Below are 13,499 nucleotides of genomic sequence, written 5' to 3' on the forward strand. Positions count from 1 at the left end.
CACATTTACGGTATAATAAAGGATAGTAATAAGAGTTGAAAGGGCGCATATGGCCAAAATTCACGAAGATATTTTAGAACAAATTAAACGTTACGATACTATTATTATTCATCGGCACCAACGACCTGATCCGGATGCTTATGGGTCACAATTGGGCTTGCAAGCAATTTTGCAGGCTTCGTTTCCTGAAAAAAAGATTTATGCCGTTGGAAAAGAAATTCCTGGTTTAGCTTGGATTGGGGATGGTCAGCCTTTAGCTGATGAAATTCCTGATTCAGCTTACAAGAAGGCTTTGGTAATTGTTTGTGATACCGCCAATGACCCCCGCATCGATGACCAACGTTGGCGCAATGGATTGGAAATTGTCAAAATCGACCACCATCCCAATGTGGAACCTTACGGTGATTGGCAGTGGGTTGAAGACGAAGCCTCAGCGACCTCTGTTCTAATTTATCAATTCTATCAAGCTTTGGCTGACAAGGGTTTGAAGATGACAAAAAAGGCCGCTCGGTACCTTTATATCGGCATTATCGGTGATACCGGCCGCTTTATGTATTCATTAGATCAAGAAACCTTTGATGTGGCCGGTGAGTTGATTACCTACGGCTTTGACTATCAAAAAATTTATAACGCGATGACGACTTTATCAGAAAATGCTGTGAAGTTTTCGGGTTATGTGATGCAACATATTAACTTGTTACCATCTGGCTTTGGCTACGTGATTCTAAAGCGGGATGTGATTGATAGCTTTGACCTTGGTAATGCAGGGACTTCTTTTGTCGTTTCCATTCCGTCACGGATTGACAAGGTGAAGGCCTGGGCCATCTTTGAAGAACAAGAAAATGGTGATTACCGGGTTCGCTTGCGTTCTCGGTCAGTTATCATTAATACCATTGCCCAAGACTTTGATGGTGGGGGACATCCCATGGCTGCAGGTGCCTGGGCTTATAATGAAGCGGATATTCAAAAGGTGATTGACCGAGTTGATAGCGCTTTAAAGGCAGACTAAGCCGATTAAATTTAAAGGATTTTACATGAAAAACACAAACCAACAATTTGGTGAATACAATTTAAAGCCGGAAGTCCTTTCGGCTTTAAAGGCGATTGGTTTTGACCAGCCAACGCCTATCCAGGCGCGCTTGATTCCAACAATCCTGCGTGGTGGGGATGTTGTCGGTCAGTCACAGACGGGGTCTGGGAAGACGCATACTTTCTTGGTACCCATTTTTAACGCCTTGCAACCAGAATTGAATCAAACCCAGGTGGTGATTACGACACCATCACGGGAATTGGCTGCTCAGATTGCAAAGGCTGCCCGTGAATTTGCGGAAAAGATGGAATTGGTGAAGGTTTCTATTGCCGAATATGTTGGTGGGACGGATAAGGCCCGCCAAGTTCGCCAGTTAGAAAAACACCAAGCGCAAATTGTCGTTGGAACGCCGGGACGGTTAAAGGATTTGGTTCAAAGTGGGGCCTTGGTTGTTAACCAGGTGCGGACTTTGGTTGTCGACGAAGCGGATATGACACTTGATATGGGCTTCTTAAACGAAGTTGATTTCTTGGCCGGTGCGATGCCAAAAGACCTGCAAACGTTGGTCTTTTCAGCAACGATGCCAGAAAAGTTGAAGCCGTTCTTAAAGAAGTATTTGGACAATCCGGATTTCCAAACAATTCCAACGGAAGCGACGATTGCCGATACCATCGACAACTGGTTGGTGCCAACTAAGTCCAAGGACAAGGAAGAGGTTATCGATAAGTTGCTGACGATTTTCAATCCTTATTTGGCGTTGATTTTCGCCAATACGAAGGAACGAGCTAAGGAATTAGCAGCACATTTGCGTGGCCGAGGTCTCAAAGTTGCCGAAATTCATGGCGATATTCCACCACGTGAGCGAAGGCGAACGATGAAGGGCGTCTTGCACCTGGATTACCAATATGTCGTTGCGACTGATCTAGCTGCTCGTGGGATTGATATTGAAGGGGTTTCGCATGTCATTAATGATGGTGTGCCAGACGAATTAGAATTCTTCGTTCACCGTGTTGGTCGAACGGGACGCAATGGGCTGGCTGGAACGGCTGTGACCCTTTATGGACCTGATGAAGAAGACCGCATTGCCGAGTTGGAAAAAATCGGTATCGAGTTTGCTCATAAGCAGATTCGTGGGGATGAAGTCGTGGCGGTCAAGGATCGAAAGGCCCGGACACAGCGCCATGCAACAACTAATAAGTTGGACCCTGAAATGGTTGGGATGGTCAAGAAAAAGAAGAAGAACATCAAGCCTGGCTATAAGCGTCAAATTAAGAATAAGATTAAGCGTAAGCGTCAAATGGATCGTCGAATCGAACTTCGTCAAGATCGCCGGAATACGCGTCGTCAAAATAAGGAAGGCTAAGGTTAACTAGCTTTGGCTTACTAAAAAGAACAGCAACCCGCAAAATTGTTGGGGCTGCTGTTCTTTTCTTTATTTTTGTTAATGGTTTATTAGTTCAAGCTTGAATCATTTTTTTGGCTAAGCTTTTGGCGTCGCTCTTGACTAAAAGCCAATAATGAATTGGTAATCGACTGCTCGACCGAAAGTGTATCGGCTACCTGGCTGTCGGTTGGTTCGCTCGTTGGTTCTGTGATCTCAATCGGAGCTGTGGATACTACTGAATCAGTCGCCACTGCAGCGACCGATGTCGTTGGCTCTAACTGAATGGATGCTGCAGATGCTGCTGGCTCGACCTCAACGGGGGCTTCTGATGCGGCCTGATCAACTTCACCGATTTGGATTGCTGGTTCATCATCGGGTGTGCTTTGGCGATCAACGGTGATTGTTTCGGCGGTATCAATGTCTTCAGTGGCGATTTCTTCGCTTCTGTCTAAGAAGCGGTCACGAAGTGCAACCTGTTCCGAAGAGGTTAAAGAGCTTATCTTATGAGACATATCAGTTAAAATTCTTACCGTTACTATCTGTTGTCGAGCAGAAACCTGGAAGGTGCCTTCCGCAACAACTTCTTCTTGCAGTTCAAGTTGTTGTGCTAAGAAGCCGGTTTCCAATGAAAAATCAGCTTGGTGGTTCGTTGCCAGCCGGTCTTCAACCATGGTACCAGAAAGAAGCCATTGCTGTTGGTCATCGCTTTGGTATTTGATTGTTAAATCGCCAAAAGCGGCCTTTTCAAAGAAGGCTGGTAAATCAGCACTTGTTTCCACGGGAAACTGTCGGGCCAACTCTTTACCAGCCCAATAGGTAATGTTGGCATAATCATCGGTTAAGATATTAGCCAAAAGGGCATCACGTAAGAGCAGTGGGGCAAAAGCGCTAACAGTCTGATTTGTACCGTTATTTGATTGAGAATGAGCATTTGACATAAGTAAAGATTCCTTTCTTCCGTTATTATAGCAAAAGACAGATTAAACGGGGGCAAAGGCTTGCAATTTGTTTTGAAGGGAAGATAATAGGATTATTATGAAGAAAAATACAAAAAAAATTGGCATGATGGACTCTGGTGTTGGCGGCTTAACGGTCTTAAAGGCTGCCGTCCAATCCATGCCAGCAGAAGCTATCGTTTATGTTGGCGATACAGCCAGAATGCCTTACGGTCCTCGTGAATCAGAGGAAGTCGCTGATTTTACTAGACAAATTGCTGACTATTTGCTTGAAACCCATGACATTAAGGCGCTGGTGATTGCCTGCAATACAGCAACTGCTTGCGCCTTGCCCGGCTTACAAGAAGACTTGACAATTCCTGTCATTGGTGTGATTGATTCTGGTGTCCAGTCGGCCGTTTTGTCAAGCAAAACGAAGAAAATTGGTGTGATTGCGACTGAAGGAACTGTTGATTCAGGTCAGTACCAGGCCGAAATTCAGTCAGCGGCGCCGGGTAGTCAGGTTTTTGCACAGGCGGAGCCTGATTTTGTCCAATTTGTTGAACAAAACCGCTATCAAGATGCTGAGGTAGCTGAAATTGTTAAAGAACATTTGCAGCCCCTCAAAGAGGCTGGTATCGACACGTTGGTGCTTGGCTGCACGCACTTTCCGCTATTGGCCGATGTCATTCAGCAGGCCCTACCAGAGGTAACGCTGGTTGATCCTGGTGTCGCCACAGCGCAAAAATTAGCGGTTCTTTTGAAAGAACAGGACTTGGTGGCTGATAGCGACCCGGCCGCTCGGCCAGAAAACAAGCAATACCAACTATATACAACGGGTCCGGTTTCAACTTTTTCAACTATAGCCGAGCAATGGTTGGGTTCAAAACACGATTGGCATTTTACCCACCTGAATCTACCAGCAACGGACTGATTGCAGCATTAGTAACCAGCAAACAGATGACCATCTGTTAGAAAAAAATGACCTTGATTTTGTCAAAGAAGGAGCAAAGATGACGCGCTTAATTATCGCAACTGGCAACGCCCATAAGGTTCAAGAAATAAAGGAGGCCTTGGCCAAGCTGGATTTGGACTGGGATATTTTATCTTTAGAGGACTTGGATGAGGTTCCTGAAATTATTGAAGATGGCAAAACTTTTGCAGAAAACGTTCATAAAAAGACGACTGCTCTTGCGATTGTCTATCCAGATGACTATATCATAGCCGATGACTCTGGGTTAACGGTTGCAGCCTTAAAAGGCGAACCAGGGGTTTATTCGGCTCGCTATGCGGGTGATCACGATGATGATGCAAATAATGCTAAAGTTTTGGCTAAGTTAGCTGGAAAAGGCGGGCAGGAACGTCAAGCACAATTCACGACCGTACTCGAACTGATTGGTCCTGGTAAAGAATCTTTAGTTGTTAGTGGCCATGTCGATGGGCAAATCACGGAGACAGAAATTGGCGACAACAAATTTGGTTACGATCCGATTTTTTATTATGAACCACTACAGAAGACTTTTGCCCAATTAACGGTGGCTGAGAAGAACCTGATTTCACACCGAGGTCGGGCTCTAGAAAAGTTAGTCAAGGCGTTACCGGCTTGGCTAAAGCAGTAAGATCTTTGCTTTGAGAAGACGACCAGAATTGGCCGTCTTTTATTTTGCTAAGCAAGTAGGAAAGGAGGCGAGCAAATGCGCTATAATAGTAATGATATGAGTGATGAAAACCCACAATTTAATACTTGGTTTGAAGGCCAAAATGAGACGGATGCATTGCTGCGTGATGCGGCAGAAAACGCCAGGGAACAGCAAGATGAGCTCTCCTTGCGACCCAAGTACCTACGGGAATATATTGGTCAAAAGTCATTAAAAGAGGAGTTGGCGGTTTACCTCCAAGCTGCCAAGATGCGTGAAGAAGCCCTTGACCATGTTCTACTCTTTGGACCGCCAGGATTAGGCAAGACGACCTTGGCAATGATTATTGCCAATGAATTGGGCGTGCATCTGAAGACAGCCTCTGGGCCAGCGATTGAAAAAGGTGGCGATTTGGTTGCCTTGCTCAATGGGCTCGAGCCGGGGGATGTGCTTTTTATTGATGAAATCCACCGCCTGCCAACGACGATTGAGGAAATGCTGTATTCTGCCATGGAAGATTACTTTATTGATATCATGGTGGGCCAGGGACCGACTGCCAGAGCCGTTCATTTTCCTTTACCACCGTTTACATTAGTCGGTGCAACGACTCGGCCCGGGATGCTTTCCAAGCCTTTGCGTGATCGCTTTGGGATTATTAATTCGCTCGAATATTATCAACCTGAAGATTTGCAGCAAATTGTAGTTCGGACGGCTGATATCTTCGAGGCACCAATCACCAAGGAAGGTGCCTATGCCGTCGCCTCGCGGTCACGAGGAACACCGCGAATTGCCAATCGGTTGTTGAAGCGGGTGCGGGACTTTGCTCAGGTTGCTGGAAAAGAAGCAATTGATACGGACTTGGTGGAAACAGCTCTAGATAAGCTACGGGTTGATCAAAAAGGCCTCGATGATACAGACCACAAGTTACTAAATGCGATGATGGATTTCTATCATGGTGGGCCAGTGGGCCTTTCAACCATTGCTGCTAATATTGGCGAAGAAGCCGATACTTTGGAGTCGATGGTGGAGCCGTACCTCTTGCAGTTGGGCTTTATTCGTCGAACTCCAAGAGGCCGGGTAGTGACAAAAGCAGCCTACCAGCATCTGGGTCGGCCGATGCCCCAACCAAAAGACTGATTTGCTCGTCTTTGATCGGCCAAGTCTTTGGACCAGAGTATATTTTGCTCAAAAGTATGAACGCTATCAGCCTGCTGGCTGATGAATAAAAGAATTTAAAAGAGATTTATGACAGAAGAAAAGCACTATCAATTATCAGATTTTGACTACGACTTGCCCCAAGAATTAATTGCGCAAACACCATTAAAACAACGCGATACTTCCCGGCTCTTAGTGTTGAATGCAAAAACGGGGGCCTATGAGGACCGACATTTTTATGACATTTTGGACTATTTGAACCCAGGCGATGCTTTAGTGATGAATAATTCACGAGTTTTGCCAGCCCGGTTACACGGGATTCGCCCAGAAACAGGTGGCCATGCTGAAGTCCTATTATTGCGTCAAGACCATGGAGATGTCTGGGAAACTTTGGTCAAACCAGCTAAAAAATCACCAATTGGTTCAACGATCGTTTTTGGTGATGATCCAGAAAATCCCGTGATGACGGCGACGATTGTTGGCGAATTGGAACATGGTGGTCGCTATGTTGAGTTTTCCTATGCTGGCATTTTTATGGAACGTTTGAACGAGTTGGGGGAAATGCCCTTGCCACCCTACATTAAGGAAAAATTGGCAGACCAAGAGCGCTATCAAACTGTTTACTCCAAGGTTGATGGCTCGGCTGCGGCCCCCACTGCCGGCCTGCACTGGACACCAGAATTGCTGCAAAAGGTTGCTGCAAAGGGCGTTGAATTAGTGGAATTGACCTTGCACGTTGGTTTGGGAACCTTCCGACCAGTGGAAGAGGAAAATATTGAAGACCATCAGATGCATTCTGAATTTTATCAATTGAGCGCTGAAGCAGCAGCCACGTTGAATAAGGTTCGCAAGCAGGGTGGGCGGATCGTTGCTACCGGGACGACGTCAATTCGAACGTTGGAAACGATTGGTTCAAAATTTGATGGTCAACTTCAGGCTGATTCTGGTTGGACGGAGATCTTTATTAAACCTGGTTATCAGTGGCGGGTTGTTGATGCCTTTATCACGAACTTCCATTTGCCAAAGTCGACGTTGGTGATGTTGGTTGCAGCTTTTACTGGTCGGGAGAACATTTTGAATGCATATCGTCATGCAGTTGAGGCTCAATATCGCTTCTTCTCCTTTGGGGATGCGATGTTTATTCATAAGTAAAAATAAAAAAAGCAGTTGCCACGGCAACTGCTTTTTTATTGATTTACATGTCTTTTAGGGAACTTATTCAGCTGCTTCGATGGCTTTGTGAACCATGGTCAAGTCAGTTAAATCAGCGGCCTTAAAATCAGGGTTTTCAGTTGGTAAGACCTGTTCGATAGTATCGAATTTTTGGACCTTAACGGTGGCTGACAAAACTTTTCCGGTTAAAACATGGCCAGCAAGGTCGTGGTCGTTAGAAAGGAAGTGGGAATGGAATCCAGCTACGGTCACGCCTTGATAGATGGCCGGAGCATAGTAGGAAAGAAGTCGACCCGAGACCTTTGAACCATGGAAAACCTGTTGCTTTTCAGCGGCTTCGGTTAGGGACGGATATGGCTTCTGGCTACCAGCAGCTGAGCGAGTCGTCATGGTTTCAAATTCACCTTCGACCAAGAAAGCTGCAAACTGATTTTGTGCCTGTAATTTGTCGATGGCATTTTGCAAAACGACTTCCAAATCAGCACTTTCCGCTGTTCCAAAATCTTGAAAATCACCATGGTGAGCAGCAGCAAATGGGGAACTGAAGCTTTCATCTGGGGTTTCAGATTTGCCAGAAACCAAGGTGTGGTAGGCTTGACCATCTAAGATAATCAGTTCGCCATCGAGGCCCTGACCAGTACCAATTCCAAAGTCACCGTGTTGCAGGAGGTCGTGGATGGACATTGTCCCGTCTAAGAGGCCGTTAGCAAGAAGCTGCATCGTGCCAACTTGAAATAAAGTTGTTTTTGACATTCGTAAAAATCCTTTCAATTCTTTTGATTATTTTTATTGTACTCCTATCAACTAGGGGACTGACAAGAAATTTTTAAAATCAGGACACAAAACCAACAAAGTGCCCAGTGTTCAGCTAAATGACAGTGTTATAATATGGAATATGAAAAGCTATCAGACGAACAATCCAAAAGAAACCCAGGCGTTGGCCGAGCAATTAGCCAAACTCGTTTACCCCGGCCTGGTAGTGACGCTAAAAGGCGACTTAGGTGCCGGTAAGACGACCTTTACCCAGGGATTGGCTCAGGCCTTGGGCATTACGAGTCGGGTTAAAAGTCCGACTTTTAATATCTTGAATACTTATGAAGAAGGTCGGATTCCCCTTTATCATTTTGACGCTTATCGTCTTGAAAATATGGGCGCAGCCGACCAGGGATTTGAAGACTATCTGGGTACTGATGGTGTCACGTTAATTGAGTGGCCCCAGTACATGGCGGATCTTTTGCCAAATGATCGCTTAGAAATGACCTTTACCCGCATGGTTGGCACAGACTCTGGCCGTCAAATTGCGGTTTTGGGGGTGGGCCAAGCCACGCAAATTGAGGAGGACTTACACGGATGATTGCAGCACAATTTGACCACTATGAGTACTCAATGCTTGGCTTGGACCTGCAACAGGCTCAAGCTGCCCAAGATTTATTGACTCAGCTTAAACAGGAATCAGATACTTTTGAATTAGCTGAAGTTCGTGATTCATTAGCAGCGTCTGATCAATCGGCAGTTGCTGCAGCTGATTTGAAAAATGATGACCGACCCGCTAAGACCTGGTTGATCTGGGCTAAACCATTGGGAGATGAAGAAGGCGGTGACGCGGTTGCCATCGGTATGGCTTCAATTGCCGATGGTGAAGTTGGTTTGGCGATTTTGGCCGCCTTTCAGGGCCACGGACTGGGCCAATCAACGCTGGCAGCGATGGTCGTTTGGGCCGAAGAGGCTGGTTATGACCGTCTGTGGTTAGATGTCGACCTGGAAAATCAGGTTGCTCGTCATTTGTACAAAAAGCTTGGTTTCACAGAAGTCGGTGAGGAACCTGAGCCAATTGAATTACGGTCTGGCCGCCAGGCCAACCTTGTAAAAATGGAGTTACTGTTCTAATGAATTTTGTCGCTTTTGATTTTGAAACAGCCAACAACCAGCGCCATTCAGCTGTTTCACTTGCTTTGGTTGTCGTTCGTGACAACCAGGTGGTGGACCAATTTTATTCTTTAATTAAATCACCAACGCCATTTTCAGCGCGAAATTCGCAAATTCATGGCATTTATCCAAAGGACGTTGTCAATGCGCCCACATTTGCAGAAATTTGGCCAACAATTGCGCCGTTATTTACTGAAGAAAAACTCGTGGTGGCGCATAATGCCAATTTTGATGCCTCGGTTTTACGGGCCTGCTTAGACTATTACGGCCTGCCAGAAGCTCATTATCAACTGTTGGATACTGTGCAAACCTCGCGTCGCCTCTTGCCTGATTTGCAAAACCATAAACTCAACACGGTTTCTGCTGCTTTGAACATTCGTTTGGACCACCACCATAATGCGCTAGAGGATTCTTTGGCTTGTGCGGAGATTTTGATTTACCAAAGTGAGCTTTTTGGAAATCAGGTCCTAAAAGAATATGTTCGTAATCAATAAAGTGTGTTAACTGTGCTGTTTAAGCGGTTAGTAACGGCGTACCATTTTTTTAAATAAATTTTTCAATCAATAGTTTAACGAGTTAGTTCCCTATAAACCGCAGGATAGCAGCTTTGCTGCCATAGTATTGGTATCTAAGCAAGTGCAGTTGGTGGCAATCCTGGCGAGGGTACAGTGACTATGGTTTTTAAAACCATAACCCCAAGTATCCTGAGAAAGGATTAGCCCCTACCCGTAGGAGTTGTCTTAGCATTTTGGTGAGTTTTGATAACCGATTGACAAAGGCGCCTAAACAAAATGTAAAAAAGCAGATTCCAATCATGGAGTCTGCTTTATTGTTATCAGTCGATGGTTAATTCAATTGGAGCATGGTCCTGTCTAGCACCGGTATCGACGACCTTGATTGCTTGAACCTTATCAGCAATCCGGTTTGAAACCAAGTAATAGTCAATCCGCCAACCAGAGTTGTTAATCTTAGATGTTTTCACCCGTTGTGCCCACCATGTATAGATACCTGCTTGCCCAGGGTTCTTGGCGCGCATGATATCGGTGTAACCGGCATTTAGTAACAAGGTGAACTTTTGGCGTTCCTCGTCTGTAAAGCCAGCAGAATGATGGTTGGTACTTGGGTGCTTGAGGTCAATCTCTTCGTGGGCAACATTAAAATCACCAGAAAAAATGACAGGTTTTTTCACATTTAAATCATCAATATAGTCCCGGTAAGCATCATCCCACGCCTGACGATCCTCCAGTCGGTCTAATTTTGAACCGGCATTGGGTGTGTAGACCGTCGAAACAAAGAATTCCTTGTATTCAAGGGTGACGATTCGTCCTTCTTGGTCCATTTCACCAGGAGCACCAATCGTTGGGTAGTCAACGGCAATTGGCTCTTCTTTAGCAATCATCATGGTACCAGCGTAGGATTTTCTGGCTGTTGATGAGTTGGTGTAAAAGTGATAATCCGGGAAGAGTTCAGTCAGGGCGGCTAAGTGCTTTTTCGTTAAGCCGGACTCTTTCAGTTTTGTTTCCTGGATGGCGAGGACATCAGGCTTTGCGGCAGCCAAATTAGATAAAACGTCCCAGGTCATCTTGCCACGGTCTGAACTGTGTTCGACGGCGGCGTTAATGGAGTCGATATTCCACGAAATAAATTTCATTAGGTCTCAGTATCCTTTGCTGATTTTGGTTGAGGGTAAGCCCACTTTGCTGGTTACAAGGGCGGGTTATGGTCGGCCATTTCCTTCATAAAGGCAGGGAGGGCCTGAGCAATTTCGGTTGGCAAGGTTACGTAGGCCGTCTCTGCTAAACGCTCTGCAATCGCTGAATGACTGTAGACGGCTGCCAAAACGGCTTTCTTTGTGTCTTGAAATTGTGCAACAAAGGCTGCAATGATGCCGGCGAGCGTATCACCCATGCCACCGGTTGCCTGGTAGGGGCCACCAACAGTCAGTTGGTAAAGCTCATTTTCCAAGTATACCTGAGTCTGGTCAGACTTCAAAACCAAAATTGGTTCAGGATTCATGGCAACAAGGGCCTCCCAGTTATTGTCTTCTTTTGCTTGGTCAGCGATGGCCACTTGACCAAAACGTTGCCATTCCATTTGATGGGGCGTTAGGATAATTTGTCCCTGTGGTAGGGGCAGGTTTTCCTGTGCCATCATGGTCAAGGCTGATCCATCTAAAATAACCTTATGCTTGTCGGTGAGCTCTTTTAGGACTTGCTTTAAAATGGTTAATTCATTTCCTAAACCAGAACCAATGAGGACAACGTCCACACCGGCAATTAAATTTGATAGGTCCTGATGGTAGTCAACGACCATAGCCTCGGGCAAGCGGGCGTGAAGGGCTGTTTTATTAACGGGGTCGGTTGCCACCGTGACTAAACCAGCGCCGCCAAAGACGGCGGCCTGGGCGTTCATAATGGCTGCCCCGCCTAGGTCTTGGTTACCCGCGACGATTAAAATTTTGCCAAAAGTACCTTTATGTGATTGGCGTGGTCGAACTTGAATGACTTCTTGCACGATTTTCTCAGTTAATTTAATCATTTTTCACCTCTCTGCTAAGCATTTTACGCCTAAGATGTGTATAATGAAAATAACTTAATGAGAAAATAATGAAAAAGGTGAGAGCGACTTTGGTCACTTCCCACAAGGAGGTCTTTGATGATTGATTGGCAGGCAAAAGCTAAGGAAGAAGAACAGGCTTACTTGGCTGATTTGAAGGAATTTTTGAAAATTCCTTCTGTTCGTGACGATAGCAAGAAGACGGCGGATGCACCGTTAGGACCCGGTCCAAAGGATGCGCTGGTTCACATTTTGACCTTGGCCGACCGAGACGGCTTCACGACTAAGAACATTGATAACTTAGCTGGTTACATTGAAATTGGTCCAAAGGATGCTGATGAATATGTCGCTTTGCTTTCTCACGTGGACGTCATGCCTGCTGGTGAAGGTTGGGAAACGGACCCTTTTGATCCCGTTATTGAAGACGGTAAAGTGATTGCCCGTGGGGCTTCTGATGATAAGGGACCTGGTTTGGCTGCTTATTATGGGTTTAAGATGATTCGTGATTTAAACTTGCCATTGAAGCGTCGTGTTCGCTTGATTTTCGGTACTGATGAGGAAAACGATTGGACTGGAATGACGCGCTACTTCGAGGTTGAACCGGCACCCGCCTATGGTTTTTCGCCTGATGCCGAATACCCAATTATTAACGGTGAAAAAGGAAACTTGCAGGTGAATATCACTTCGAAAGCAACTAACGGGGATGCTGCTCAGTTGCTCTCATTTGAGTCAGGGATTCGGACGAACATGGTACCAGGTGTTGCTCGCGCTGCTGTAGCAGGCCTTGCCACTGATCAGGTTGAAGCTGATTTTGCAGCCTTCTTGACTGATAATTCCCAGGTATCTGGAATCGTGACCACAGACGGGGGGCAGTTGTCCTTTGAGGTCTTTGGTAAGCAGGTCCACGGTTCTTTGCCTGAGACGGGTGAAAACGCCGGAACTTACTTGGCAAAATTCTTGATGCAATATGACTTTGGGGGCACAGCTGCTCACTTCCTTGCTTACTTGGGGGACTTGTCACACGATGATCCAACTGGTCAAAAATTAGGTGTCAACCATGTTGACGATGTGATGGGTGCCTTGTCAATGAACGTTGGAATTCAAAAGTTCGATTTGGAAGAGGGTGTTTACATTAACTTTAACTTCCGCTATCCAAAGGGAATCGAACCAGCATTCATCGAGGAAAAGTTGGCAAAGGCAATGCCAGCCTGGGATTATTTAGCTAAGATTGGTGGTCATGCTCAAGTGCCACACTACGTTTCGCCTGAGGATCCAGTCGTAAAAACTTTGTTGAGCATTTACCACGAGCAAACTGGTCTAAAAGCACATGACCAAGTAATTGGTGGTGGCACCTATGGTCGGTTGATGGAGCGCGGAGTAGCCTTTGGTGCTTTGTTCCCCGATTCACCAGATACGATGCACCAAGTTGGAGAATTTGCCTTGGTTGATGACCTTGTGCGTTCAATGGGAATCTATGGTCAAGCCATTGTTGACTTAGCTAATTTGCCTGAATAAAAATTAGTAAAGTGCTACACGTTCTGAAAGTTCAATCTTGTTTACTAATGACACGGAATCAAAGTCAGACTTTTGTCTGGCTTTTTATTTTGGTTAATAATAATTGTCTTTGAAATGTAACCGCTTTGCATGTAAAAAATAAAAGCACCGTTTTTTGATTTTCATATAATGAACCTAATTCGATTTAG

Annotated in this window: 14 protein-coding genes; 10 read left to right on the top strand and 4 right to left on the bottom strand. The window is 45.6% G+C overall.

Annotated elements, in window-relative coordinates; translation table 11 throughout:
• The first annotated feature begins 49 nt into the window (after nucleotides 1-49).
• Together ACSYSH_RS00195 and ACSYSH_RS00200 are read left to right on the top strand one after the other, a co-directional pair.
• Nucleotides 50-1,009, top strand: a complete 960-nt coding sequence (locus ACSYSH_RS00195; protein ID WP_491702108.1) for a DHH family phosphoesterase — start codon at nucleotides 50-52, stop codon at nucleotides 1,007-1,009.
• Nucleotides 1,010-1,034: 25 nt separating this feature from the next.
• The gene (locus ACSYSH_RS00200; RefSeq protein ID WP_252774203.1) at nucleotides 1,035-2,393 is read left to right on the top strand and encodes a DEAD/DEAH box helicase; all 1,359 of its coding nucleotides are present in this window, start codon (nucleotides 1,035-1,037) and stop codon (nucleotides 2,391-2,393) included.
• Nucleotides 2,394-2,482: 89 nt separating this feature from the next.
• Here ACSYSH_RS00200 and ACSYSH_RS00205 read toward each other — a convergent pair whose 3' ends face one another.
• Nucleotides 2,483-3,352: a YslB family protein gene (locus tag ACSYSH_RS00205; protein WP_491702107.1), complete on the bottom strand. Its 870-nt coding sequence runs from the start codon at nucleotides 3,350-3,352 to the stop codon at nucleotides 2,483-2,485.
• A gap of 97 nt (nucleotides 3,353-3,449) precedes the next feature.
• Between ACSYSH_RS00205 and murI the strand changes: the two genes are divergently transcribed.
• From murI to queA, 4 genes are all read left to right on the top strand, one after another.
• Nucleotides 3,450-4,283: a glutamate racemase gene (gene murI / locus ACSYSH_RS00210; RefSeq protein WP_489816342.1), complete on the top strand. Its 834-nt coding sequence runs from the start codon at nucleotides 3,450-3,452 to the stop codon at nucleotides 4,281-4,283.
• A gap of 79 nt (nucleotides 4,284-4,362) precedes the next feature.
• Nucleotides 4,363-4,968 carry an XTP/dITP diphosphatase gene (locus tag ACSYSH_RS00215; RefSeq protein WP_491702106.1) on the top strand — a complete coding sequence of 202 codons (606 nt, stop codon included), beginning with the start codon at nucleotides 4,363-4,365 and terminating at the stop codon, nucleotides 4,966-4,968.
• A 96-nt stretch (nucleotides 4,969-5,064) separates the two neighbouring features.
• On the top strand, nucleotides 5,065-6,123 hold the full coding sequence (gene ruvB, locus ACSYSH_RS00220) for a Holliday junction branch migration DNA helicase RuvB (protein WP_489816535.1): 1,059 nt from the start codon (nucleotides 5,065-5,067) through the stop codon (nucleotides 6,121-6,123).
• A 108-nt stretch (nucleotides 6,124-6,231) separates the two neighbouring features.
• The gene (gene queA, locus ACSYSH_RS00225; RefSeq protein ID WP_252774199.1) at nucleotides 6,232-7,293 is read left to right on the top strand and encodes a tRNA preQ1(34) S-adenosylmethionine ribosyltransferase-isomerase QueA; all 1,062 of its coding nucleotides are present in this window, start codon (nucleotides 6,232-6,234) and stop codon (nucleotides 7,291-7,293) included.
• 63 nt (nucleotides 7,294-7,356) lie between these two features.
• Here the strand turns inward: queA and budA are convergent, their stop codons facing one another.
• Nucleotides 7,357-8,067 (bottom strand): acetolactate decarboxylase, encoded by a 711-nt coding sequence (gene budA / locus ACSYSH_RS00230; RefSeq protein WP_489816344.1) that lies wholly within the window; start codon nucleotides 8,065-8,067, stop codon nucleotides 7,357-7,359.
• A 142-nt stretch (nucleotides 8,068-8,209) separates the two neighbouring features.
• On the opposite strand from budA, the gene tsaE reads away from it, so the two are divergent.
• Genes tsaE through ACSYSH_RS00245 form a run of 3 tightly spaced genes read left to right on the top strand, consistent with a single transcriptional unit; the run spans nucleotide 8,210 to nucleotide 9,734 of the window.
• On the top strand, nucleotides 8,210-8,668 hold the full coding sequence (gene tsaE / locus ACSYSH_RS00235; protein ID WP_252774197.1) for a tRNA (adenosine(37)-N6)-threonylcarbamoyltransferase complex ATPase subunit type 1 TsaE: 459 nt from the start codon (nucleotides 8,210-8,212) through the stop codon (nucleotides 8,666-8,668).
• Nucleotides 8,665-9,201 carry a GNAT family N-acetyltransferase gene (locus ACSYSH_RS00240; RefSeq protein WP_489816345.1) on the top strand — a complete coding sequence of 179 codons (537 nt, stop codon included), beginning with the start codon at nucleotides 8,665-8,667 and terminating at the stop codon, nucleotides 9,199-9,201. The genes tsaE and ACSYSH_RS00240 overlap by 4 nt, the downstream gene beginning before the upstream one ends.
• Entirely contained in the window at nucleotides 9,201-9,734 is a 534-nt protein-coding gene (locus ACSYSH_RS00245) for a 3'-5' exonuclease (RefSeq protein WP_252774195.1), read from the top strand. The genes ACSYSH_RS00240 and ACSYSH_RS00245 overlap by 1 nt, the downstream gene beginning before the upstream one ends.
• Nucleotides 9,735-10,075: 341 nt before the next feature.
• Here ACSYSH_RS00245 and ACSYSH_RS00250 read toward each other — a convergent pair whose 3' ends face one another.
• A complete protein-coding gene (locus ACSYSH_RS00250) occupies nucleotides 10,076-10,891 on the bottom strand; it encodes an exodeoxyribonuclease III (protein WP_252774194.1) in 816 nt (271 codons plus the stop codon).
• Between the two features lie 53 nt (nucleotides 10,892-10,944).
• The gene (locus ACSYSH_RS00255) at nucleotides 10,945-11,778 is read right to left on the bottom strand and encodes an NAD(P)H-hydrate dehydratase (RefSeq protein WP_491702105.1); all 834 of its coding nucleotides are present in this window, start codon (nucleotides 11,776-11,778) and stop codon (nucleotides 10,945-10,947) included.
• A 114-nt stretch (nucleotides 11,779-11,892) separates the two neighbouring features.
• Here ACSYSH_RS00255 and pepV point away from each other — a divergent pair, with 114 nt between their 5' ends.
• On the top strand, nucleotides 11,893-13,311 hold the full coding sequence (gene pepV, locus ACSYSH_RS00260; protein WP_491702104.1) for a dipeptidase PepV: 1,419 nt from the start codon (nucleotides 11,893-11,895) through the stop codon (nucleotides 13,309-13,311).
• Nucleotides 13,312-13,499: the final 188 nt, after the last annotated feature.

It is taken from the genome of Fructobacillus sp. ESL1117 (assembly GCF_058508565.1).